We start from the raw sequence: 23,352 nt of genomic DNA, 5'->3' as shown, positions 1-23,352 counted from the left end.
CCGTGCGTTACGTCGTCGGCTATACAGCCACTGAACGGGGCAGGGACGCGCTGAACCTGGCCTGCGCCATTGCCCGGAGCCAGGGCGCTTCACTGGACGTGGTGATGGTGGATCCCGAGGAATCCCCCTACACAGCGGTCTATCCGCCGGACCGCTCCTATGCCGGCCTGCTGGCCGAACAGATGCGGACCTGGCTGGACGAGGCCCTGGCCCTGGTCCCGGAAGATGTCGAGGCCCGGGGCCATATCCGTCCCGCGGATTCGGACGCCCGCGGACTGATCGATGCGGCAGCCGAGTTCGGTGCCGAACTCATCGTCGTAGGCGCCGGGAGCAACGGCCTCTTCAAACGCTTCACCATCGGCAGCGTTGCCAACGCCCTGCTGCACGCGGCCCACATCCCCGTGGCGCTCGCTCCGCGCGGCTACAGCCGGGTGGCCCCGATTTCGCGGATCACCTGCGCCGTGGGGGAGCGCCGGGGTGCCGAAGACGTGCTTGAGGTCGCCTCGGAATCCGCAGCACGCCGGGGGCTGCCGCTGCGGCTCGTATCGATGCTCGCGGTGGACTCCCAGGACGGAGCTGCCATGGACGAAGCCCGGCTGCACATCGCCGACCGGGTGGCCCGTGCCAAGGTCCTCACGTCCGGACGCAGCGAGGTTACCGGCGAGGCGGCCCAGGGCCGCACCATCGAGAACGCCGTGGACGGCATGGAATTCGACGACGGCGAGATCCTGGTGATCGGATCCAGCCGCCTTGCCCGGCAAAACCAGCTCTTTATCGGCCCCACGGCATCCAAGGTGCTGCGCAGCCTGCCCGTTCCCATGGTGGTGGTGCCGCGCAACTACACCGGACCCGCGCCGTTGGGCCCGGAGTTCCCCAACACCCAGCCAGGAGAACCGCAATGAGCACAAGGCCCCGTAAATCCGCAGCCGGTGCCCAGGGCACCGGCCTGAGCAGCAAGGGACTCAAAGGCGGGCAGGTGGGCCTCCTGGGCGCCGTCGTCATTGGCATCTCCTGCATCGCCCCGGCCTACACACTCACCTCAGGGCTGGGCCCGACGGTCGCAGAAGTTGGAGTCCAGCTCCCGGCGATCTTCCTGGTGGGCTTCATTCCGATGATCCTCGTGGCCATCGGCTACCGGCAACTGAACACGGCCATGCCGGATTCCGGCACCTCCTTCACCTGGGCAACACGTGCCTTCGGGCCGTGGGTGGGCTGGATGGGCGGGTGGGGGCTGATTGCGGCGACTATCATCGTGCTCTCCAACCTTGCTGCGGTGGCAGTCGACTTTTTCTACCTCATGCTCGCGCAGGTAACGGGCAACGATGCGCTGGCAGACCTGACCCGGAACCTTCCGGTGAACATTGCTACCACCCTGGCCTTCATTGCCCTGGCCTGCTGGATTTCCTACCGCGGCGTTGAGACCACCAAGACCGTGCAGTATGTCCTGGTGGGTTTCCAGCTGGTGGTGCTCACATGGTTCTCGGTGGCTGCGTTTATCCACGTGGCACAGGGCACGGCGTTCGATCCGCTGCAGATCAGCGCAGACTGGTTCAATCCGTTCGCGGTTGAGTCCTTCTCCGCCTTTGCTGCCGGAGTCTCGCTGTCGATCTTCGTGTACTGGGGCTGGGACGTCACCCTGACCATGAATGAGGAGACCCGTAATCCGGACCGGACGCCGGGCCGTGCCGCCACTGCCACAGTCTTCGTGATCGTGCTGATCTACATGATGATCGCCCTGGCGGTGATCTCCTATGCAGGTGTAGGAGACGGAGAGCTCGGAGCAGGCAACCCGGAGAACCAGGAGAGCATCTTTGCGGTCCTGGCCGGCCCTGTCATGGGTCCGTTCGCGATCCTTATGTCACTGTCCATCCTGAGCAGTTCGGCGGCGTCCCTGCAGTCGACCTTCGTTTCGCCGGCGCGGACCCTGCTGGCCATGGGGCACTACCGTGCCCTGCCCGGCCGTTTTGGCAGGATCAGCCCGGCCTACAAATCCCCCGGTTACGCCACGGTCGCGGCAGCCGTGGCTGCAGCAGGCTTCTACGTCATCACCAGGCTCCTGTCTGAGAATGCACTGTGGGACACCATCACCGCCCTGGGCCTGATGATCTGCTTCTACTACGGCATCACCGCCTTGGCATGTGTCTGGTACTTCCGCCGGGAAGCCTTCACCTCCGTCCGCAGCTTCCTGCTGAAGATCCTTGCCCCGGGGCTGGGCGGCGTGATCCTGTTCGTGATGTTCGCCAAGACAGCCGTGGACTCCATGGATCCTGACTACGGTTCCGGATCTTCCCTGGGCGGCGTTGGCCTGGTCTTCGTCCTGGGAATGGGCGTGATCGGACTTGGTGCCGTCCTGATGCTGGTGATGTACCGCCGGAACCCCGGATTCTTCCAGGGCGAGACGCTCCGCGTCGGCCACTCCGGCACTGCCGCTGAGCAGGCTCCGGAAGAAGCAGGCGCGGCCAACGTCTAGGTCTGCTGCCTTCAAAGGAACTGCAGGAGCCCGGTGCTCCTGCAGTTCCTTTCTGCTTTTGCCGTGATTTACGGGATGAAAGTGAAGAGAGTTAGCCAATGTGAAGATTGTAAATTCGAGTGTCCTCGATTACATTGCATGTCAAGCACCCCGTAATTACGCGGCGTGTCGCGGCCGTTTTGGGGATGGCTGCGCAGGACAGGCCTCCACGGGGAAATCCGCGGGTCTCGAGGCAAGGACTACAAAGCAATGCGATTGAGGAAACTCGCGGGCGTTTTTACTGCGCTCGCACTGGCGGTGGGGGCGACCGCCGTTTCACTGCCGGCGGCGTCCGCCACGGCAGTAGACGGCCAGGCGGCCGTCCGGCTCCACACCCTGGTCAACGATTACCGCGCAAAGCACGCGCTGAAGCCCCTGGTGTGGAACAACGGAATCGCGGCCGTGGCGCAGGACTGGACGCTGAGGTCTGCGCAGACAGCCAATAGGGACGGGGCGGGTACCTTCACCCACAATCCGTCCTTCGCCTCCCAGTATCCGGTCGGCGCCAGGCACTGGTCAGAGAACATCGCCTGGAACATGAGCGTGGACCAGGCCTTTGAGTGGTGGGTCAACTCCGAGCCCCACCGTGCAAACATGCTCCGGGCCGCGGACACCGACTTGGGTATTGGAGTTGTCCTGCTCACCTCCGGGCCGAACAAGGGCGTCTACCTGGCGACCGTCAACTTCGGCCAGTACGAGCAGCCCGCGCCCGCCCCTGCGGCGCCGGAACCTGAACCGGCACCGACACCGGCTCAAACGCAGCCTGCCGAGCAGATGCAGACGCACAAACCGGCCGAAACGCCGGAGACGCCTGCGCAGCCAGCGACCGATGCGCCCGAAACGCCGGCCCAGAAGCCGGTCGAAACGCCTGCGCAAACGCCGGCACAGACGCCGGAGCCGGCACTGACGCCCGAACCGGCACCGGCTGCCGGGACTGAGGCGGACCCGGCTCCGGCTGCCGGGACTGAGGCGGACCCGGCTCCGGCACCCTCTCCCGTTGACGACCCGGCGCCAGAACCGGCACCGGCACCGGAAGCCGTCCCGGAGGTCGCTCCAACCCTCCCCGCACCGTTGCCGCCGGCTGAGCCTGCGCCCACCGCGCCGACGGAGGCGGAACTGCCGGCACCGGCACCGGCTGAACCAGCGGTCACCGCACCCGTGCCGGAAGCGCCCGCGGAACCGTCCGCTTCCCCGGATCCGGATCCCGCCGAAACGCCTTCTCCGGCACCGGCGGGGGCACGGACCGAACTGCAAACCAGCGATCCGGCACTGTTGGTACCCGGGACCCGCGGCAGCTTTGCCGCCCAGGCGACCGGAAGCCAACTGCGCCTGACGGGCCTCACACCCGGCGAGCAGTACCAGGTATTCCTGCACTCCACGCCCATTAAGGCCGGCATCCTGAGCGTCAACGCGGACGGGACGCTCCCGGTTCAGATCCCGGCCAGCCTGGAGGCGGGAGAGCACCGCGTGGCGTTGTACACCCTGGAGGGAACACTCGCCGGATGGCAGTCCTTCTCCGTGCAGCCGGTTGTGACGGTGCTGGGTGCACCGGCACCGGCCGCCACGGCCGCGCCGGCGGCGCTGGCTGCCACCGGTGTCGCGCCGGGGCAGGCCCTGACCGCTGCTGCAGGTGCCTTCATGGTGCTCGGGGGAGCGGCCGCGCTCCTGCTGCTCCGCCGCAGGCACCCCACTGAGGCGGGTTAGCGATCTGCCCCCGGACAGACGAACGGCGAAGGATTGCTCCTTCGCCGTTCGTCCGTGTCTGTCCGTTCCCGGCAGGGCCGGGCAGAAGCGTGGAAAGTCCTAGGCCATGGCCGCCCTGCGCAGCCGGGACCGGCGCTGGGATCCCAGCATGTCGATGCTGAGTATCGCCAGTGCCAGCCAGACCAGTCCAAAACCGGCCCAGCGCTCCGGCGGCATGGCCTCGTTGAAGACCAGCAGGGCCATGGTGAACTGCAGGATGGGCGCCAGGTACTGCAGCATGCCGATCGTAGTCAGCGGGAGCCTGCCCGCGGCGGCGCCGAAGAAGATCAGCGGCACGGCGGTGGCGATCCCTGATCCTGCGAGCAGCCAGAAATGGGCGGGTCCGAAGGTCAGCAGGGTTCCGCTCCCGTTCAGGGACATGATCACCAGTACTGCGGCGGCAACCGGCACGAGGACGGCAGTCTCGATCGAGAGGCTGGAAACGGCGTCGACTTTTCCTCCCACTCCCTTTTTGACCAGGCCGTAGAATCCGAAACTGAAGGCAAGGGCCAGGGACACCCAGGGAACGTTCCCGTAGCCCAGGGCCAGGACCAGTACAGCAATGAAACTGACGGCTATGGCGGCCCACTGCAGCGGCCGCAGCTTCTCCTTGAGGAGGAACACGCCCAGGAGCACGGAGACCAGCGGGTTGATGAAGTAGCCAAGTGCCGCCTCGACGGCATGGCCGTTCAAGACTGCCCAGGCAAAAACGAGCCAGTTCACCGCGATGAGAACTGCCGCCAGGCTGAGCGTGCCGAGCAGGCGAAGGTCGCGGCCGGCTGCCAGGACCTTGTGCCAGGACCGCATGACCGAGAGCAGCAAGGCGCAGAACACGAGCGAGAAAACGATCCGGGCCGCCACAATCTCCAAAGCGCCGGCCGGCTCCAGGAGCAGGAAATAGAGCGGCAGGAATCCCCAGATGCCATAGGCACCGATTCCAAAAAGCAGGCCCGATCCGCTGAGCTTCTCGTCATTTGCCGGCGCCGGGGTACGGCGCCCTGCTCCGTCCCGGACTGCTGCAGGCGGGTCCGCGAAAGCCGCGGGGGGAGATACGGGTGCATCGGCGGCAGAAGCGCCGGCTGTCGGCTCATGGGGCATACGCCGTGTAACGCACTACGCCCTGCGCGTATTCCCCGGGGCAGCAGGCTTGTCATTTAGACGGCGCGAACGGGGGCAATTAGAATAGATAACTGTGCGCCTATTGCGTGCCACGACTCCCAAGAAGAAGGACTATACGTGTCTAACTCAGCTCCGGACAGCTCGAAGCGTCCCATGCGGGTCGCAATTATCGGTGCTGGTCCGGCCGGCGTTTACGCGGCAGACATCCTGACCAAAGCCGACCGCGACTTCGAAGTCAGCATCGACCTCTTCGACCAGTACCCGGCACCCTACGGCTTGATCCGCTACGGAGTGGCTCCGGACCACCCGCGTATCAAGGGCATCGTCAACGCCCTGGAAAAGGTCCTGGACCGCGGCGACATCCGCTTCCTCGGCAACGTGAACTACGGGCGCGACCTCACGCTCAAGGACTTCCGGCACTTCTACGACGCCATCATTTTCGCCACCGGGGCGCTCAAGGATGCGCCGCTGAATATCCCGGGCGTCGACCTCGAAGGTTCCTTCGGCGGTGCGGACTTCGTGTCCTGGTATGACGGCAACCCGGACGTGCCGCGTGACTGGCCGCTGGATGCCAAAGAGATCGCGGTGATCGGCAACGGCAATGTGGCCCTCGACGTCGCCCGGATCCTGTCCAAGCATGCCGATGACCTGCTGACCACCGAAATTCCGTCCAACGTCTACGAGGGCCTGAAGAAGTCGCCCGTCACCGACGTCCACGTCTTTGGCCGCCGCGGGCCGGCACAGGTGAAGTTCACGCCGCTGGAGCTGCGCGAACTCTCGCATTCCCGCGACGTGGACATCGTTCTCTACCCCGAGGACTTCGAGTTCGACGAAGCCTCGGATGAGCAGATCCGTACAAACAACCAGACCAAGACCATGGTCAACACCCTGACCAACTGGCTGGTCGAGGAACAGGACACCGGTGCCTCGCGCCGGCTGCACCTGCACTTCCTGCACTCGCCGGTGGAGATCCAGGAAGATCCGTCCGCTCCCGGCAAGGTTGCCGGCATCAAGATGGAACGCACCGAGCTCGACGGTACCGGCAACGCGCGCGGCACCGGGGAATTCGTGGACTACCCGGTCCAGGCCGTCTACCGGGCCGTGGGCTACTTCGGCTCCGAACTGCCTGAGGTTGGTTACGACTCCCGCCGCGGCGTGATCCCCAACGAAGGCGGCCGCGTGGTGGACACCAGCGGCGAACCGGTTCCCGGCATCTACACGACCGGCTGGATCAAGCGCGGACCGGTCGGCCTGATCGGCCACACCAAGGGCGACGCACTTGAGACCATCGGCTACCTGCTGGAGGACCGGCGTACCCTTCCCGCAGCCGAAGAGCCGAACCCCGGTGCCATCATCTCGCTGCTGGAAGAGCGCGGCGTCGAATACACCACCTGGGAAGGCTGGAAGCGGCTTGATGCTTACGAGAAATCCCTCGGAGCCAGCTACGTCCACGGCGATCCCGGCATCGGTGAGCTGGTCCGCGAACGCGTCAAGGTCGTGGACCGCGAGGAAATGACCCGGATCTCCCGCGGCGACGCCGGCTAGCTGCCGTCTCCCGCTTCTCCTCACTGAGCAGATCTGTTGCCAGGGCGCACCACGCGTCCTGGCAACAGACGTTTAAGCGGGTACTGCACGCCCTCGTGAGACCGGCACTGCTGTGAGACCGGCACTGCTGTGAGCCGGCACCGTTGGGAGGCTGGCCCTGGAACGTGAGCCGTGTCACCATGGACGGGCAGCCCCTGGCTGCCCCGGCAATGGCTTGCCGGAGTGAGCGGTCTCCTTATCAGCGCGGATAGGTTGGACGGTGCAGCACACTCGAAGTGCCGTGCACGGGCGGAAGCCCCGGACGGCGGAATCACTCCAGCAGGACGCCTGGCTGGCGCATGAAAGCCTGCGGACACAGGGCCGGGTGCTGGATGTGCTGCGGCCCGGGGTCCTGGAATCCTGGCAGCGGTCGCTGAGCCACCTGCCTGATCCGGATGCGGCGGCTCCTGCCCTGGTGTTCGACGGCGACGAACTGGCCGTCTACCGCGCCTCCCACCCGCTGGCATCGATCATGCCCGTCATCCAGCGCCTGCTCGTTGATCCGGGCAAGGACAGCGGGTTGCTGGTGGCGGTAGGGGACCAGCTGGGACGGCTGCTCTGGGTCGACGGTGATCCCGAGCTGCTGCGCCGGGCGGAAGGCATGATGTTCATGCCCGGAACCGACTGGTCCGAAAACTCGATCGGCACCAGTGCTCCCGGTACCGCCCTTGTGACCGGACACAGTGTGCAGATCGCGGGAGCCGAGCACTTCAGCCCGCAGGTGCATCCCTGGTCCTGCACCGCGGTTCCCGTCCACGACCCCGACTCCGGGAGCGTGCTGGGCGTGGTGGACATTACCGGCAAGGAAGAGGCTGTCGCCGTCCACACCCTCGCGCTGGTCGAAGCCGCCGTCGCTGCCGCCACAACCCAGCTGCGGGTCGAACGCCTGCAGAGCCAGCAGCGGCCCCAGGGGCGGCGGAACAGTACGGCCCGGGAGCCGCGGCCCGGCCTGTACCAGGACAGCCTGCAAATCCTCGGCACGGATGCCGCCGTGCTGTGCGTGGACGGGACCCGGCTGCAGCTGAGCCTGCGCCATTCGGAGCTGATGACCCTGCTGGCCCTGCATCCGCGCGGTCTTACCGCCGAGGAACTTGCGGTGCTTGCGTATCCGGAGGAAGCCTCGGTGGGCAGTGTCCGGGCCGAAATGCTGCGGCTGCGCAAGCTCCTTTCCCGTTCGGCATCGGCACGTATTGTGCCCGAGTCACGGCCGTACCGTCTGCCGGCGGACCTGGTGCTCGACGCCGGGCAGGTTCGCGCCTGCCTCTCGCGCGGCGCGCACCGACTGGCACTGAACATCTACAAGGGCCCAGTGCTGCCGCATTCCCTGGCTCCCGGCATCGTGGAACTGCGGCGGAGGCTGGGCGCCGAACTGCGCGAAGCGGTTCTGTCTGAAGCCGGGGTCGAGACTGTACTGCAGTACCTCAAGCTCGACGAAGCAATGGACGACGCCGAGGCGTGGCGCCTGGCGCTGCAGCTGCTGCCCCGGCGTTCCCCGCGACGGGCGGCGATCGTCGCGGGGCTGCAGCGGATCGAACGCGACCTGGCCTAGGAGCGGGCTTCTCCGCCGTCATCCGTTGCCCGGACGCCGGCAGGCTCGCCGGCCTGCGGCCCGATGACCGGCTTGATCCGCAGGCTGGTCAGGAAACCGATGAGCAGTGCCCCGGCGGCGATCCAGCCGGCCAGGGATGCGCCGCTGGTCATGGCATCCCGGGCGGCGTCGGCAATGAAGGCGGTCTGGGGATCTGCTGCCAGGGCCGTGATGCTGCCGCCCGAGGTGGCATTCACCGAATCAACGGCCCCGGCAAGCTGGGGGGCACCGGCAACCGCGTCAGCAACCTGGTTCTCGGTTCCGGTGCGCAGCGTGGTGAAGAACGCCGTTCCCAGTACCGCGATGCCAAGTGCTGACCCTGTCTGCCGGGCCGTGCTCTGGGTAGCGGAACCCTGGCCGCTCTTGGCGAGCGGAACTTCGGCCAGGATCACCGAGGTCAGCTGCGCGGTGGCCAGGCCGACGCCGATGCCGTAGAAGAGCAGGATCGGGGAAGTGAGCCAGGCGGTGCTGTCCGGACGGATCAATAGGGCCAGCGCGGCGATGCTGAGGATTTCCAGGGCCAGGCCCATCCGCACCACCACCACGGGACTGTACCTGCGTGCCAGGGACGCAACGCCGCCGGAGGCCAGGAAGGACCCAACCGCCAGGGGAAGCAATGCCAGTCCCGCTTCGAAGGCGGTATAGCCCAGCACATTCTGGAACCACAACGGCAGCGAAAGGATCAGCCCGAATTCGCCGAAGCTCACAATCAGGGCGGTCACGTTGCCGTTGGCGAAGGACGGGATGCGGAACAGCGAGAGGTCCAGGATGACGCCCTTGCCGGCGTTCGTGCGCGACCGCTCAAGCAGCACAAAGCTCGCCAGCGCCACCACGGCCACTGCAAAGGCCACCGGCACGGGGGAGAGGGACCCGACCTGGAAGGGTGCGTCCTCAGTGGCGTTCCACCAGCCGTAGCTTCGGCCCTCGATCAGGCCGAAGACCAGCGCGCCGAAGCCCAGGATGGACAGCGCGGCGCCACCGAGGTCCAGGCGCTGGGCGGCGCCGGTCACGGCTTCTGAGGATTCCGCCACGAACAGCAGGAGCCCGGCAACCACCAGCATGCCCACCGGAATGTTGATGCCGAAGGCCCAGCGCCAGCTGGCATTCTCGGTCAGCCAGCCGCCCAGCAGGGGGCCGATGGCTGCCATGCCGCCGATCGTGGATCCCCAGACTGCGAAGGCAATGCCGCGGTCCCGGCCCTGGAAGTTAGCGTTCAGCAGCGCCAGGGTGGTGGGCAGGATCATTGAGCCGCCCAGGCCCTGCAGTGCACGGCCCAGGATCAGGATTCCGCCGGATTCGGCGAGCGCGCACAGCACCGAGGCGGCGACAAAGAGCACGACGCCGATCAGCATGATCCGGCGCCGGCCCACCCTGTCTGCAATCCGGCCCCAGGTCAGCAGCAGCGCGGCGAAGAGCAGGGTGTAAATCTCCTGTACCCACTGGATCTCGGTACTGGAGATACCCAGGTCACCGACAATCGAGGGAACAGACACGGACACGATGGTGGCGTCCATGATGATCATCGCTACCCCGAGGCTAATGGCCAGCAGGCCCCACCAGCGGTAGCGGATGTAGCGGCTGGCCCCCGGTGCGGTACTGCTGCCACTTTGTGCGGAACTCATTAGCTGTCCTTATATCTCGATCAGTGAGAAATTGCCCTAGGTAACCATAATCCTGTCTGTCGAAACCCGCCAGACGGTGCGCAAACCCGCCTGCTACGCAGATGCTACGTCCGCCTGCGTACTGTTCGGGTCATCGACGGAACACGACACAGAGGTCGTGTACCAACGCTCAAAATGAGGAGCAGACAAGTCATGACCGTTTACGCGCAGCCAGGCCAGAATGACTCACTGGTTTCTTTCAAACCGCGGTATGAGAACTGGATTGGCGGAGAATGGGTGGCCCCCGTCAAGGGAGGCTACTTCGAGAACGTATCGCCCGTGACCGGCAAGGTCTTCTGCGAGGTAGCCCGCGGCACCTCCGAGGACATTGACCTGGCCCTGGACGCGGCCCACAAGGCAGCACCGGCCTGGGGTAAGACGTCAGTGGCCGAAAGGGCCAACATCCTGAACCGGATTGCCGACCGGATCGAAGAGAACCTCGAGATGCTGGCCGTCGCCGAGACCTGGGACAACGGCAAGCCCGTTCGCGAGACCCTCGCCGCCGACATGCCGCTGGCAATGGATCACTTCCGGTACTTCGCCGGTGCCATCCGCGCCCAGGAAGGCACACTGTCCCAGATTGACGACAACACCACTGCGTACCACTTCCATGAGCCGCTCGGCGTCGTGGGACAGATCATCCCCTGGAACTTCCCCATCCTCATGGCCACCTGGAAGCTGGCTCCGGCGCTCGCAGCCGGCAACGCCGTTGTGCTCAAGCCCGCAGAGCAGACCCCCGCCTCGATCCTGGTGCTGGCGGAACTGATCGCGGACCTGCTGCCCGCCGGCGTGCTGAACATCGTCAACGGCTTCGGCGTTGAAGCCGGAAAACCGCTGGCCTCATCCAAGCGGATCCGGAAGATCGCCTTCACCGGTGAGACCACCACCGGACGCCTGATCATGCAGTACGCCAGCCAGAACCTGATTCCGGTCACCCTGGAGCTCGGCGGAAAGAGCCCCAATATCTTCTTTGCCGACGTGGCCGCGCAGGACGATGCCTTCTACGACAAGGCGCTGGAGGGCTTCAACATGTTCGCCCTTAACCAGGGCGAGGTCTGCACCTGTCCTTCCCGGGCCCTCGTGCAGGAGTCCGTCTATGACAGCTTCATGAACGACGCGCTGGCCCGGACCGCACAGATGATCCAGGGAAACCCGCTGGACACCAACACCATGGTGGGTGCCCAGGCCTCCAACGACCAGCTGGAGAAGATCCTCTCCTACATGGACATCGCCGGGCAGGAAGGTGCCAAGGTCCTCGCCGGAGGCAAGCGCAACATGCTCGACGGCGATCTGGCCGGCGGCTACTACGTTGAGCCGACCGTTTTTGAGGGCACCAACAATATGCGCATCTTCCAGGAGGAGATCTTCGGCCCGGTGGTGTCGGTGACGCGGTTCTCTGATTACGGTGAGGCCATGGCGATCGCCAACGACACCCTTTACGGTCTGGGTGCAGGCGTCTGGTCCCGGAACGGCAACACCGCTTACCGTGCCGGCCGTGACATCCAGGCCGGACGTGTCTGGGTGAACAACTACCACGCGTACCCCGCGCATGCGGCCTTCGGCGGGTACAAGTCCTCCGGCATCGGACGCGAGAATCACGCCATGATGCTGGACCACTACCAGCAGACCAAGAACCTGCTGGTCAGCTACGCCGAATCCAAGCAGGGCTTCTTCTAGCCACTCCGGTTCCACCTGCCAGTCCCGCAAACAGCAGCCCCCACTAAAGGAGATCGTCATGGAACATATGAAGGCCGCGGTCGTAAACGCCCTGGGTGAACCGCTCACCGTGGGCGAAACAGAAATTCCCAGTCCGGGGCCGGGAGAGGTCCTGGTCAAGCTCATATCCACGGGCGTCTGCCACACGGACCTGCATGCCGCGCAGGGAGACTGGCCGGTGAAACCCACCCCGCCGTTCATTCCCGGCCATGAGGGTGTGGGCCGCGTGGTGTCGGTGGGAGAGGGCGTCATGGAACTCCAGGAAGGGGACATGGTCGGCAACGCCTGGCTCTGGTCCGCCTGCGGTGTCTGTGAGTACTGCCGAACCGGATGGGAAACGCTGTGCGAGGCGCAGCAGAACGGCGGCTACAGCGTCAACGGGTCCTTCGGGGAATACATGCTGGTGGACGCCAAGTTCGCTGCACATATCCCGGACGGAGCGGATCCGGTGGAGATCGCTCCGGTGCTCTGTGCCGGCGTCACGGTCTACAAGGGCCTGAAGATGACCGAAGCGCGTCCGGGACAGTGGGTGGTGATTTCCGGCATCGGCGGGCTGGGGCACATTGCCGTGCAGTATGCCAAGGCCATGGGGCTGCGGGTTGCCGCCGTCGACATCGCCGAAGACAAGCTGGCCCTGGCCCGCGAGCTCGGTGCCGAAGTGACCGTCAACGCGTTGGACGGGGATCCGGTGGAAGCCGTCCAGGCGCAGACCGGGGGAGCGCACGCCGTGCTGGTTACTGCAGTGCATCCCTCCGCGTTCGGCCAGGCGATCGGAATGACCCGGCGGGGCGGAACGATCGTGTTCAACGGGCTGCCCCCGGGGGATTTCCCTGCTCCTATCTTCGACATCGTGCTCAAGGGCCTGACCATCCGCGGTTCGATCGTAGGCACGCGCCAGGACATGGTTGAAGCCCTGGACTTCTACGACCGCGGCTTGATCCACCCGCGAATCACCACGCGTCCGCTGGAGGACATCAATGATGTGCTCGACGAACTGGCTGCCGGCCGGATCGACGGACGGGTAGTGGTCCAGTACTGATGGAACCGGTACGGGGCGCCGTCCTGGACGCCGCGCCGGCCCTGCCCGGGGAAACCTCTTCCCGGGTAGGGCTGACAGCGGCGGCGAGGGACCTGCTGAGATTGCTCAGGGAGCAGCACGGGCCGCTGATGTTCCACCAGTCCGGCGGGTGCTGCGACGGTTCCTCACCCATGTGTTACCCCGAAGGGGACTTCATTACTTCAGATGCGGACGTGCTGCTCGGCACCTTCAACCTCGACGGCGGAGAGATCGGGTTCTGGATGTCGGCTGAACAGTTTGAGTACTGGAAGCACACCCACCTGACCGTCGACGTCGTTGCCGGACGGGGAAGCGGTTTTTCCGTCGAGGCACCGGAGGGGAAGCGGTTCCTGATCCGGTCGCGGCTGTTGGATGTGCCCTGACGGGAAACAGGTAGTAAGGTTGCTGTTTAATTCCTTGCGGCGGGTTTCCGCCGCCGGGAGAACCGGTACATCATGATGCCTCGGACGGGGCGGGAATGAGGAGCACCATGGTTAAGAAGATGACTTTCCTGGCAGGAATCGGCGTGGGATACCTGATTGGTTCCCAGGCAGGCCGGGAGAAGCTCAAGTCGCTGTGGAACGATCCCAAGGTGCAGGACAAAGTGAGCCAGGGCACCGACTGGGCAAAGCAGAAGGCCCCGGGAATCCAGGAAAAGGTTTCCTCGGTGACCAAGGACGCTGCATCCTCAGCCAAGGATGCAGCCTCCGGGGCCAAGGACAACATGGCCGGCAAGTCCGGCAGCGGGAGCGGCAGCGGGTCGGGCTCCGGCAGCTCAAACGGCGGCGGAGCGTCCCCCGTGGCGGGCACGTCGAACCCGGCGGACCATTCGCACACCTCCGGCGGCGGGTCCACCATGAATCCGGCACGTCCCCAGCCTGACGGACAGTAGCCTGCTGGACCTGGCTGCTGCCAGGCAGGCTTAACGCACTATGCCCGTCCCGGAATCCGGGGCGGGCATAGTGCTGTCCCGGGTCATCGGTCATCTCCGCGGCTGGACCCCGGATGCGTCCGCGTTTGCGCGAAGAGCGCAATGTGTCGCGTATATTGCACTGGTGCACCTCCAGCACCGGGGGTACCGGTTACCATCGGGTTGCTTGGATCGACCCCACCCACCACGCATTGGAGAGTGAGCCTGGATATGGCTACGGATTATGACGCACCACGCAAGACTGAAGAGGACACCGGGACTGCGTCCATTGAGGAGCTCCAAACCCGGCGGGTCGACAAGCAGTCTGCCGTGGTTGACGTCGACGAATCCGAGGCTGCCGAAGCCTTCGAGCTGCCAGGGGCCGACCTCTCCGGCGAAGAGCTCCTGGTCCGGGTAGTGCCCGCCCAGGAGGACGAATTCACCTGCGGTTCCTGCTTCCTGGTACGCCACCGCTCCCAGTTCGCGCTGGAGAAGAACGGCACGAAGTACTGCAAGGACTGCGAGGGCTGAATCCGCTGAGTCCGCCCGGCCGGCAGGCGTCCGCCGCGGCCCCATGCAGCTGCCGCACAGGTTCATCCGCGTGCGGCAGTTGTGGTTAAGGCATCCGGTGTGTTTGTGTTCGGGACATGGTTAGTGCGGTTCTCCTGGCGGCAGGGAGCGGAACCCGCCTGGGGCTGGGCCCCAAGGCATTGCTGCCGTTTAACGGTGCTCCCCTCATCGAGCATCTTGCCGGTGTGCTGGCGGGAGGCGGCTGTTCGCGCGTCATCGTGGTTCTTGGGGCCGAATCGCGGCGGGTCCGGGCCACGGCCAACCTCTCCGGTGCCCATGTCCTGACGAACCCGGACTGGGAAACCGGCATGGGTTCGTCTTTCCGGGCCGGCACGGCGGAGGCGCTGCGGCTGGCGCCCGAGGAACCGGTCCTCGTCGCGCTTTCGGACCAGCCCGGGCTGAGCGTGCAGACCGTGGCCCGCCTGATTTCCCGCGGAGCACCTGCACGGGTCTCCTGCGCGGGATACCGGCTGGAAAACGGGGGACTCAAACGAGGCCATCCCGTGCTGTTCGCACCGCAGCTGGCCCGGGCCGCTGCTGCCGGTGCGCGGGGAGACGCCGGAGCCCGGACGTTCCTGGCCGCCCACCCGGGTCTGGTGGATCTGGTGGAGTGCGGCAGCGAGCCCGACGGTCTGGACATAGACACCCCGGCGGACCTGATCCTGCTCAAGAGGCCCCTGCCCAGCTCCGGCCCCCTGCCCGGGTCCGGCCCCCTGCCCAGCTCCGGCCCCCTGCCCGGGTCCGGTTCCGTGAACGGTCCGGGGGCCTGAGTGGTGGACGTCGCCGCCGGGCCCGGGCTTCGGGTAAAGTGGACCGTTCGTAGGGGAGTATCCACCCACGCTGAATCTCGTCAACACGTGGGGCACCGACGCCCGGCCGGGACCAGCGGGCAGCCACAAACTGCCGGAGAGACTTGCGGTCCCTTGGCGTACCCTACGAAAGCAGAGACTCCATGACTGTTTCCCCCCTCATCTGGGGCGTGACGATCGTCGTCATCCTCGGCCTGCTGGCCTTCGATTACTTCTTCCACATCCGCAAGGCCCATATCCCCACGCTCAAGGAAGCGGCCGTCTGGTCCTCCATCTACGTGGGCCTGGCCATTGTTTTCGGCATCCTGGTGCTGGTCTTCGGCGGGGTCACCATGGGCGGTGAGTACTTCGCCGGCTACATCACGGAGAAGGCCCTCTCCGTGGACAACCTCTTTGTCTTCCTGATCATCATGGCCTCCTTCCGGGTGCCCCGGGAGGACCAGCAGAAGGTGCTGCTCTTCGGCATTGTCTTCGCCCTGATTGCCCGGACCGGATTCATCTTCCTGGGCGCGGCCCTGATCAACTCCTTCTCCTGGGTCTTCTACCTCTTCGGCCTGATCCTGCTGATCACCGCGGGCAACCTGCTTAAGCCCGAAGACAGTGAGAAGGATGAAGCGAACAACTTCATCATCCGGATTGCCAAGCGCGTGCTGCCGACCACCGACCACTACGACGGCGACAAGCTGATGACGGTCGAGAACGGCAAGAAGGTCCTCACCCCGATGCTGCTGGTGATGGTGGCCATCGGCGGAACGGACATCCTCTTCGCGCTGGACTCCATTCCGGCCATCTTCGGCCTGACGCAGAACACCTTTATCGTCTTCACCGCCACTGCCTTCTCCCTGATGGGGCTGCGCCAGCTCTACTTCCTGATCGACGGCCTGCTGGACCGCCTGATCTACCTCTCCTACGGCCTGGCCGCGATCCTTGCCTTCATCGGTGTGAAGCTGGTACTGCACGCGCTGCACGAGAACACACTGTGGTTCATCAACAACGGCGAACACGTCTCGGTCGTCGAGATCAGCACGGGCCTGTCGCTGAGCGTCATCATCGGCGTCCTGGCCGTCACTGTCATTGCGTCGCTGGTCAGCCCCGCGGGCAAGGCGCAGACTGCCGTGAACAACGCACGCCGCCACGCCGTCGACTACCTGGACCTCTCCTACACCTCTGACGAGTCCGAGCGTGAGCGCATCTACCGTGCCCTCTGCGAAGAGGAGAAGCAGATCCTGCAGATGGACAAGAAATACCGCGACAAGGTCAAGGACATCGAGGACATCCGCGCCGAGGTCGCCCGCGCGCATGAGGAACATTCCCGGTTCACCAGCAAGTAACCGGCATCCCCGCCTAAGGGCCCGCCGCAGCCAACGTGTTGCGGCGGGCCCTTTTGTGTGTGCGGTTCTTCAAGCCCGGACCCTCTGGGTAACCGCCCGTTTACAGCAACGTAACCCGGCTGGCCGACCGTAGAAACAATCCCTTCCTAGGCTCAGTGGTTATCACCCGCACCTACGGAAAGCCCGGTACCCATGACCATCACCCCACGCCTGCAAAAACGTCTCACGGCTGTCCGCATCCTCGCGGCCACAGCGGCAGTGTCCAGCCTGCTGCTGGTCACTGCGTGCGGAGGCTCCGAGGCAGAAGCCGGTGCCGGCGAAGGCGATTACGGGACCCTTGACCTCAACCTGTCCTGGATCAAGAACGCCGAGTTTGCCGGCGAGTACTTCGCCGACGCCAACGGGTACTACGACGAAGCCGGCTTCAGCGAAGTGAACCTCATTGCCGGCGGGCCGGGCGGAACTTCGTCCGAAACAATGGTCCTCTCCGGCGGAGCCCTGGTGGGCACCTCAAGCCCCATGGGTGTGGCACCGGTGATTGTCGAGGAAGATGCACCGCTGAAGATCATCGGCACCACATACCAAAAGAATCCGTTCGTGATTGTCTCGCTGGACGGCAACCCCATCACCGCCCCCGCGGACCTGGAAGGCAAGCGCATCGGCGTCCAGGCCGGTGTGAACGAAACCCTGTTCGACGCGTTGATGGAGGTCAACGGGATCGACCCGGCCTCGCTGGAGAAGGTCCCGGTGCAGTACGACCCGCAGCCGCTGATCAACGGCGACGTGGACGGCTTCTTCGGCTACCTCACCAATGAGGTCCTGACGCTCGAGCTGTCCGGGCACACGACCGCTGTCCTTCCTTTCGCGGACAACGGGCTGCCCTTCATCGCCGAGAGCTTCGTGACCACGGATGAGAACATCGAGACCCGGCGAGATGAGCTCAAGGCATTCCTCCTTGCTACGCTCCGCGGCTGGAAGGACGCCGTCGCCGATCCCGACGAGTCGGCCCGGCTTGCGGTCGAGGTTTACGGTGCGGATCTGAACCTTGATCTTGCCAAGGAGAAGATGCAGGCCGAGGAGCAGAACACCAAGCTGGTTGTCACTGAGGAAACCGAGGCCAACGGTCTGTTTACCATCAGCGACGAGCTGATTGAGGAGAACCTGGCCATCCTCAAGCTGGCTGGTTACGACCTCGCCAAGGAAGACGTGTTCGACCTGAGCCTGCTCGCTGAGGTCTACGAAGAAAACCCGGAGCTGAAGTAGATGGCTGCGCACGCCGCTGAAGCCGCCCCCGCCACCCCGTCTGCGACTGATGCCGCCGCGCCGGGCCCGGAGGCGCGCGCACCATCCGCCCCGGGCAGCGGCATCCAGCTGCAGAACCTGGGCAAGACCTTCCGCACCGGGAGGAACATCGTCACCGCACTGGAGGAAACCAACCTGGAGACGGCTCGGGGCTCTTTCCTCTCTCTGCTGGGACCTTCGGGCTGCGGAAAGTCCACTGTCCTGCGCATCCTCGCCGGACTGGAGACACCAACCACCGGGGAGGTCATGGTGGACGGCAGGACACCCCAGGACCTCCGCCGGGGGCACGAACTGGGGATTGCATTCCAGGATTCGGCCCTGCTGCCGTGGCGCAGCGTCTACTCCAACATCCGGCTGCCGCTTGAAGTCTCCGGCCGGCCGGCTGACGATGCCCACATCCGGGAACTGATCCGGCTCGTGGGGCTGGAAGGATTCGAGAAAGCACGTCCGGCACAGCTGTCCGGCGGAATGCGGCAGCGTGTCTCGATCGCCCGGGCCCTGGTCCTGAAACCGTCGGTGCTTCTCCTGGACGAGCCTTTCGGTGCCCTGGATGACATGACCCGCCAGCGGCTGAACCTGGAGCTGCTGCGCATCTGGACGGAGAAACCCGCCACCACCCTGATGGTTACCCACGGCATCTCCGAGGCGATCTTCCTCTCCGACACGGTGGCGGTCATGAGCCCGCGCCCCGGGCGGGTCAAGGAAGTCATCAGCGTGGACCTGCCCCGGCCCCGGACCCCGGACATGATGCGCACCCCGGAGTTCCATGCACTGCACGACCACGCCTCGGAACTGCTCTTCGGATCCGGGGAGGCACATTGAGGCGCGCACCCCTGCCGCCCTGGACCGTTGGCGTACTGGGCTCGGCTGCGCTCCTGGCGCTCTGGTGGGCCGGCGCCGCCACGTTCCTGCGGGGGATCGGTTCTCCGGGCGGCGGAGCACCCGGTGCCATCCCGACCCCATGGCAGGTTCTGTCCCAGATGGGGGAGGACGGGTTCGGCTTCTACTGGCGGAATGCGTCAGTCACCCTGGCCGAAGCCGGTGCAGGCTATGCCTGGGGGAACGCCCTGGCCCTGGCACTGGCCTTTGCGGTACTGCTGGTCCCGCAGGCTGAACGCCTCGCCGTGCAGCTCGCGGTGGTCACCTACTGCCTTCCGGTGGTGGCGATAGGACCGGTGATCTTCATTGTGCTGGGACCGCCGCGGACCGGGGATCCTTCAGGGACCGCCGTCGCGCTGGCAGCGCTTTCCGTCTTCTTCACGACCATGGTGAGTGCACTGGCCGGGCTGAAGGCCGCCGATAAGGCCTGCCTCGACGTCGTGACTGTCTTCGGCGGCCGCCGGATCCACCAGCTCCTCAAAGTCAGGCTCATTGCCGCTGTTCCTTCCGTGTTTGCGGCACTGAAGATCGCAGCACCGGCAGCCCTGCTCGGCGCCGTCCTGGGCGAATACGTGGGCGGGGTGGACCGGGGACTGGGCCCGGCCATGGTCAACGCGCAGCAGACGCTGGAGGTAGCCAGGGTCTGGGGAGTGGCACTGGCGTGTGCCGTCCTGGCCGGGGGAACCTACGCCCTCCTGGGGCTCGCCTCCCGGATCGCGGCGCCGTGGGCGTCGGGCGTCCGGACAGGAGGCCTCTGATGGGCGCGGCCGTACGCGGGGCCGGGCGGATATTCGGCGGGCTGGCGGTCTCCCTGCTGGTGGTGGCCGGACTGTGGCTGGGCATGCTGGAGGTCTTTGGTGTTTCCAGCTACATCGGCAAGGGACCGCTGGATGTGTGGCGGTACCTCTTCCTGGATTCCGACGCTGCGGAGAACCGGGCGCTGGTCATGGGCCAGCTGGGACAGACCCTGCTGGACGCCGCGATGGGGTTCAGCGCGGGTATGGTGGCTGCCGTCGCCGGGGCCTGCGTTTTCACGCTGTTCCGCGGCGTGGAACAGGCGCTGATGCCAATGGCCATGCTGCTGCGTTCGGTCCCGCTGGTGGCGCTGGCACCGGTCATCATCCTGGTTTTCGGCCGGCAGGAAGCCGCCGTGGCCGCCATGGGCGGGATCGTTGTGCTGTTCCCGGCGCTGGTGACCATCGTGGCGGGGCTTCGGTCGGCATCCCCGGCCATGCTGGAAGTGGTGCATGTCTACGGGGGAAGCCGGCTCGATGCGTTCCGCAAAGTGGCGCTGCCGTCCTGTGCCCCCGCGTTCTTCACCGCGCTTCGGGTCTCGATTCCGGGTGCCCTCACCGGTGCGCTGCTGGCCGAATGGCTGGCAACGGGACAGGGCCTGGGCTACGGGATCGTTTCCGCGGTCTCGCGCGCCCGGTATGACCATGTCTGGGCCGGGGTCGTCGTGGTCACCCTCGCCTCGATCGTGCTTTACGCCCTGGTTTCAGCGCTGGAATCGGCGCTGAAGCGGCGCGCCGGAAGCTAGTCCCGGCGCGGTTTCCTGTTCACGGCGCAGGAGCCGCGCCAGGAGGACGCCGGAGAGCAGCGCGCCCAGGCCGGCGGCTGCCAGGTCACCCATCGTGTCCTGGTAGCCGACGTTGATGGTGTCATCGACGTAGGTGTGGCCCCACCATTCGCCGAACTCCCACAGCACGCTCAGGGCCAGGCCGAGGGAGACGACGACGGCGGGAACGGCGACGGCGGGCAGGATGCGCCCCGACGAGGGCCGGCACGTCACGACGCCGAAGCCTGCCAGCAGGTACCAGGCCATGACGGCGATGGTTCCGGTGGCCGCGAAGTGCACAGCCAGGTCCCACCAGCTGATGCTGGCGTAGAGGTCCAGCACGCTGCTCCATGCGGCAACCAGCAGGGTCAGACCGTACAGCGAATCGAACAGTGGCGCGGCTGGCAGGCACCGCGATACCAATAGCCCCATCAGCACCAGCGCAAAGAGCGCGGATTCCACCGGTCCGTACAGCAGCAGAGCGGCCAGCAAGCTGGCCGCTCCCAGGAGCCGTACGGCGTCCGAAACCACTTCCGCTCCACTGGCAGGTCTGCGGAGGAGTGCGTCGATCATAAAGCCACGGTATCCGAGGGCAGCCGGGCAGGCACAGCATCCGGTTCGGAACCGGCGCCCGCGAATGCACGTAGGATCGCAGACATGCCTGCGCCCGCCCCGCTGCCCGCCGTCAGCGTTGTCATTCCCTGCCTCGACGACGCTGAAGCCCTGCGCGGCTGCCTCGCCTCCCTGACCGAACAGGCCGTGGAGCCGCTGGAAATCGTCGTGGTGGACAACGACAGCACGGACAACAGTGCTGAAGTGGCGGCTGAATTCGGTGCCCGGGTTGTTTCTGAACGGCGCCCGGGGATTCCGGCAGCGGCAGCCGCGGGTTACGACGCCGCCCGCGGCGAGGTGATAGCCCGCTGCGACGCCGACTGTGTCCTGCCGCCTGATTGGATTCAGCGGATAGCAGAACATTTTGCCGCCGATCCGGAGCTCGCCGCCCTCAGCGGGCCCGGAAGGTTCTATGGTTTTCCGCGCTGGATCGGGCCGCTGCTGAGCTGGCTCTATCTGGGTTCGTACTACCAGGCGATGCGCCTGGCGCTCGCGCGCCGGCCGCTGTTCGGCTCCAACCTGGCGATGCGGTCCACGGCCTGGCGGGCGGTTCGGGAAGCGGTCCACCGGAAGGACGCTGAACAGCACGACGACGTCTGCCTCTCCGCCCACCTCTGCCTGGATTACCGCTGCGCCTGGGACCGTTCCCTGGTTGTCGGCATGGCACCGCGGGCCGTTATCGGGCCGGCCAACCTGGTCCGCAGGTTCCGCCGTGCCTTCCATACCCTGGCGGTGCACTGGCGCCAGGAAGCGCCGTGGGAGCGCTGGATCAGGCGTTTTCGGGGTACAGCAGCGGCAGCTGCAGCACCAGCCAAGGGCTGAAGGCCCACGGCGTCAGGCGCACTGACTCCGCCAGCTGCCCGGGATCGGCCCAGATCCAGTCCATGACCTCATCCGCGGCTGGCACAGGATCAGCCTCCGCCACGGCGGTGAACACCGGGCAGATCTCGTTTTCGACGATGCCGGAGGCATCCACGGCGCGGTAGCGGAAATCCGGAAGGGCGACGGCGATGTCCCGCAGCCGCAGGCCCAGCTCACGTTCAGCCCGGCGCACCACCGCGTCTTCCGTGGCTTCCCCGGGGCCCGGGTGGCCGCAGAAGGAGTTCGTCCAAACCCCGGGCCAGGTCAGCTTTTCCAGCGCCCGGCGCGTCACCAGCAGGCGCCCGTCCGGATGGTAGACGTGCGTCGAGAAGGCAAGGTGCAGGGGAGTATTTGCCGTGTGGACCGTCGACTTGTCCGCGGTACCTATCATTTGGCCCCCGTTATCTACCAAAATGACTTCTTCCCGGCGTTGCGGCATTTCTTCCCCTAACGATGAGCGTGTTTACTTTATGCATGGAGACAGAACACTTGCTTGACGAGAGAATTGGCCAAAAGCAGGTGGACCGTGTCCTGGACGGGTTTTTCGCCGCGGCCAAGGAGCGCGCGGAGCGTATCAGTTCCAGCTACCTTAGCCTCTGGGAGACGCTCGAAAAATCCACCGTCGGCGGCAAGCGGCTGCGTCCGCAGATCGTCCTGGCGGCCTACACCCAGCTGGGCGGAACGGACCTTGAAGCTGCGGCACGGGTCGGCGCTGCCTTTGAACTCCTGCACACAGCCCTGATCGTCCATGACGATGTCATCGACCTCGATTTTGTCCGCCGCGGACAGGACAACGTCTCCGGGGTCTACCGCAGGATGGCCGAAACTGCCGGAGAACCCGCGGAGGTCGCACGCCACCGCGGCCTGTCCGTCGGCATCATCGCCGGAGACCTGGCCCTGACCGGCGCGTTCCGGATGCTCGATTCGGTGACTACGGATCCGGGAACCAGGGAGCTGCTCGCCGGAATCCTTGACGAAGCCGTCTTTGCCTCCGCCGGCGGAGAGCTGATCGACGTCGACTTCTCCTTCTCGCCGGGGGCTCCGCCCGTCACCGAGATCCTGGACATGGAACGGCTGAAGACGGCGGTGTACTCCTTCGAAGCACCGCTGCGGGCAGGCGCGGTGCTCGCCGGTGCCGGTGCGGACGCCGTCGCGGCGCTTGGCCGGTTCGGCCGCGACACCGGAATCGCCTACCAGGTGGTCGATGACCTCCTTGGCGTCTTCGGCAACGAAAGCGCCACCGGGAAATCCAGCATGGGCGACCTGCGTGAAGGCAAGCGCACCGTCCTGATCGCCTACGCCGCGCAGACACCCTGCTGGGCTGAACTGTCGGGGCTCATCGGCCGGCCGGACATGTGTCCCGGCGACGCCGACCGTGCCCGCGAGATCCTGGTTGACTGCGGCGCCCAGGACTACGCCCAGGACCTTGCAGCACAGTATGCATCCAGTGCCCGCAGCCACTTGGCCAGCAGCGACGTCCCCGCTGGCCTGGCTGCCGCGCTGGACGACATCGTCTCCAGCTCCGTGAACCGGGGCCGGTGAG

The 23,352-nt window shown here is 65.8% G+C and carries 22 protein-coding genes; 18 read left to right on the top strand and 4 right to left on the bottom strand.

Annotation, left to right across the window (positions count from 1 at the left end):
* The first annotated feature begins 2 nt into the window (after positions 1 to 2).
* From NF551_RS13350 to NF551_RS13340, 3 genes are all read left to right on the top strand, one after another.
* Positions 3 to 902 (top strand): universal stress protein, encoded by a 900-nt coding sequence (locus tag NF551_RS13350; protein WP_227894174.1) that lies wholly within the window; start codon positions 3 to 5, stop codon positions 900 to 902.
* Positions 899 to 2,470, top strand: coding sequence for an APC family permease (locus tag NF551_RS13345; RefSeq protein ID WP_227894175.1), 1,572 nt, complete (start codon positions 899 to 901; stop codon positions 2,468 to 2,470). Before NF551_RS13350 ends, NF551_RS13345 begins: the two co-directional genes overlap by 4 nt.
* A 249-nt stretch (positions 2,471 to 2,719) precedes the next feature.
* Positions 2,720 to 4,213: a CAP domain-containing protein gene (locus NF551_RS13340; RefSeq protein WP_227894176.1), complete on the top strand. Its 1,494-nt coding sequence runs from the start codon at positions 2,720 to 2,722 to the stop codon at positions 4,211 to 4,213.
* Positions 4,214 to 4,312: 99 nt separating this feature from the next.
* Here the strand turns inward: NF551_RS13340 and rarD are convergent, their stop codons facing one another.
* Complete coding sequence (rarD, locus tag NF551_RS13335) at positions 4,313 to 5,350, bottom strand: EamA family transporter RarD (protein WP_227894177.1); 1,038 nt, start codon at positions 5,348 to 5,350, stop codon at positions 4,313 to 4,315.
* 138 nt (positions 5,351 to 5,488) lie between these two features.
* Between rarD and NF551_RS13330 the strand changes: the two genes are divergently transcribed.
* Together NF551_RS13330 and NF551_RS13325 are read left to right on the top strand one after the other, a co-directional pair.
* Positions 5,489 to 6,916, top strand: coding sequence for an FAD-dependent oxidoreductase (locus NF551_RS13330; RefSeq protein WP_227894178.1), 1,428 nt, complete (start codon positions 5,489 to 5,491; stop codon positions 6,914 to 6,916).
* 259 nt (positions 6,917 to 7,175) lie between these two features.
* On the top strand, positions 7,176 to 8,504 hold the full coding sequence (locus NF551_RS13325; protein WP_227894179.1) for a GAF domain-containing protein: 1,329 nt from the start codon (positions 7,176 to 7,178) through the stop codon (positions 8,502 to 8,504).
* On the opposite strand, the gene NF551_RS13320 is transcribed toward NF551_RS13325, so the two are convergent.
* Entirely contained in the window at positions 8,501 to 10,165 is a 1,665-nt protein-coding gene (locus NF551_RS13320) for a DHA2 family efflux MFS transporter permease subunit (RefSeq protein ID WP_227894180.1), read from the bottom strand. The two genes, NF551_RS13325 and NF551_RS13320, sit on opposite strands and share 4 nt — an antisense overlap.
* A gap of 192 nt (positions 10,166 to 10,357) precedes the next feature.
* On the opposite strand from NF551_RS13320, the gene exaC reads away from it, so the two are divergent.
* From exaC to NF551_RS13265, 11 genes are all read left to right on the top strand, one after another.
* Positions 10,358 to 11,881: an acetaldehyde dehydrogenase ExaC gene (gene exaC / locus NF551_RS13315; protein ID WP_227894181.1), complete on the top strand. Its 1,524-nt coding sequence runs from the start codon at positions 10,358 to 10,360 to the stop codon at positions 11,879 to 11,881.
* Positions 11,882 to 11,939: 58 nt separating this feature from the next.
* Entirely contained in the window at positions 11,940 to 12,959 is a 1,020-nt protein-coding gene (gene adhP, locus NF551_RS13310) for an alcohol dehydrogenase AdhP (protein ID WP_227894182.1), read from the top strand.
* Positions 12,959 to 13,360: a DUF779 domain-containing protein gene (locus NF551_RS13305; protein ID WP_227894183.1), complete on the top strand. Its 402-nt coding sequence runs from the start codon at positions 12,959 to 12,961 to the stop codon at positions 13,358 to 13,360. Before adhP ends, NF551_RS13305 begins: the two co-directional genes overlap by 1 nt.
* Positions 13,361 to 13,467: 107 nt before the next feature.
* Positions 13,468 to 13,869 (top strand): YtxH domain-containing protein, encoded by a 402-nt coding sequence (locus NF551_RS13300; RefSeq protein ID WP_227894184.1) that lies wholly within the window; start codon positions 13,468 to 13,470, stop codon positions 13,867 to 13,869.
* A 249-nt stretch (positions 13,870 to 14,118) separates the two neighbouring features.
* Positions 14,119 to 14,418: a DUF4193 domain-containing protein gene (locus NF551_RS13295; RefSeq protein WP_227894185.1), complete on the top strand. Its 300-nt coding sequence runs from the start codon at positions 14,119 to 14,121 to the stop codon at positions 14,416 to 14,418.
* Positions 14,419 to 14,534: 116 nt separating this feature from the next.
* The gene (locus tag NF551_RS13290) at positions 14,535 to 15,227 is read left to right on the top strand and encodes a nucleotidyltransferase family protein (RefSeq protein ID WP_227894186.1); all 693 of its coding nucleotides are present in this window, start codon (positions 14,535 to 14,537) and stop codon (positions 15,225 to 15,227) included.
* Between the two features lie 182 nt (positions 15,228 to 15,409).
* On the top strand, positions 15,410 to 16,597 hold the full coding sequence (locus NF551_RS13285; protein ID WP_227894187.1) for a TerC family protein: 1,188 nt from the start codon (positions 15,410 to 15,412) through the stop codon (positions 16,595 to 16,597).
* A gap of 192 nt (positions 16,598 to 16,789) precedes the next feature.
* Positions 16,790 to 17,860, top strand: coding sequence for an ABC transporter substrate-binding protein (locus NF551_RS13280; protein WP_227894188.1), 1,071 nt, complete (start codon positions 16,790 to 16,792; stop codon positions 17,858 to 17,860).
* Positions 17,861 to 18,721: an ABC transporter ATP-binding protein gene (locus NF551_RS13275; RefSeq protein ID WP_227894189.1), complete on the top strand. Its 861-nt coding sequence runs from the start codon at positions 17,861 to 17,863 to the stop codon at positions 18,719 to 18,721.
* A complete protein-coding gene (locus NF551_RS13270; protein WP_227894190.1) occupies positions 18,718 to 19,536 on the top strand; it encodes an ABC transporter permease in 819 nt (272 codons plus the stop codon). Before NF551_RS13275 ends, NF551_RS13270 begins: the two co-directional genes overlap by 4 nt.
* Positions 19,536 to 20,318 (top strand): ABC transporter permease, encoded by a 783-nt coding sequence (locus NF551_RS13265; RefSeq protein ID WP_227894191.1) that lies wholly within the window; start codon positions 19,536 to 19,538, stop codon positions 20,316 to 20,318. Before NF551_RS13270 ends, NF551_RS13265 begins: the two co-directional genes overlap by 1 nt.
* Here NF551_RS13265 and NF551_RS13260 read toward each other — a convergent pair.
* Positions 20,277 to 20,909, bottom strand: coding sequence for a DUF2238 domain-containing protein (locus NF551_RS13260; RefSeq protein ID WP_227894192.1), 633 nt, complete (start codon positions 20,907 to 20,909; stop codon positions 20,277 to 20,279). The genes NF551_RS13265 and NF551_RS13260 overlap by 42 nt on opposite strands.
* Positions 20,910 to 20,993: 84 nt before the next feature.
* On the opposite strand from NF551_RS13260, the gene NF551_RS13255 reads away from it, so the two are divergent.
* A complete protein-coding gene (locus tag NF551_RS13255; protein ID WP_227894193.1) occupies positions 20,994 to 21,770 on the top strand; it encodes a glycosyltransferase family 2 protein in 777 nt (258 codons plus the stop codon).
* Here the strand turns inward: NF551_RS13255 and idi are convergent.
* The gene (idi, locus tag NF551_RS13250) at positions 21,718 to 22,248 is read right to left on the bottom strand and encodes an isopentenyl-diphosphate Delta-isomerase (protein WP_227894194.1); all 531 of its coding nucleotides are present in this window, start codon (positions 22,246 to 22,248) and stop codon (positions 21,718 to 21,720) included. The two genes, NF551_RS13255 and idi, sit on opposite strands and share 53 nt — an antisense overlap.
* 35 nt (positions 22,249 to 22,283) lie before the next feature.
* On the opposite strand from idi, the gene NF551_RS13245 reads away from it, so the two are divergent.
* A complete protein-coding gene (locus tag NF551_RS13245; protein ID WP_227894195.1) occupies positions 22,284 to 23,351 on the top strand; it encodes a polyprenyl synthetase family protein in 1,068 nt (355 codons plus the stop codon).
* The last annotated feature ends 1 nt before the right edge of the window (position 23,352 follow it).

It is taken from the genome of Arthrobacter caoxuetaonis, assembly GCF_023921125.1.
GTDB classification, from domain to species: Bacteria; Actinomycetota; Actinomycetes; order Actinomycetales; family Micrococcaceae; genus Arthrobacter_B; species Arthrobacter_B caoxuetaonis.
The sequence above is the reverse complement of the archived record's forward strand: the minus strand, read 5'-3'. Positions and strand labels throughout refer to the sequence as shown.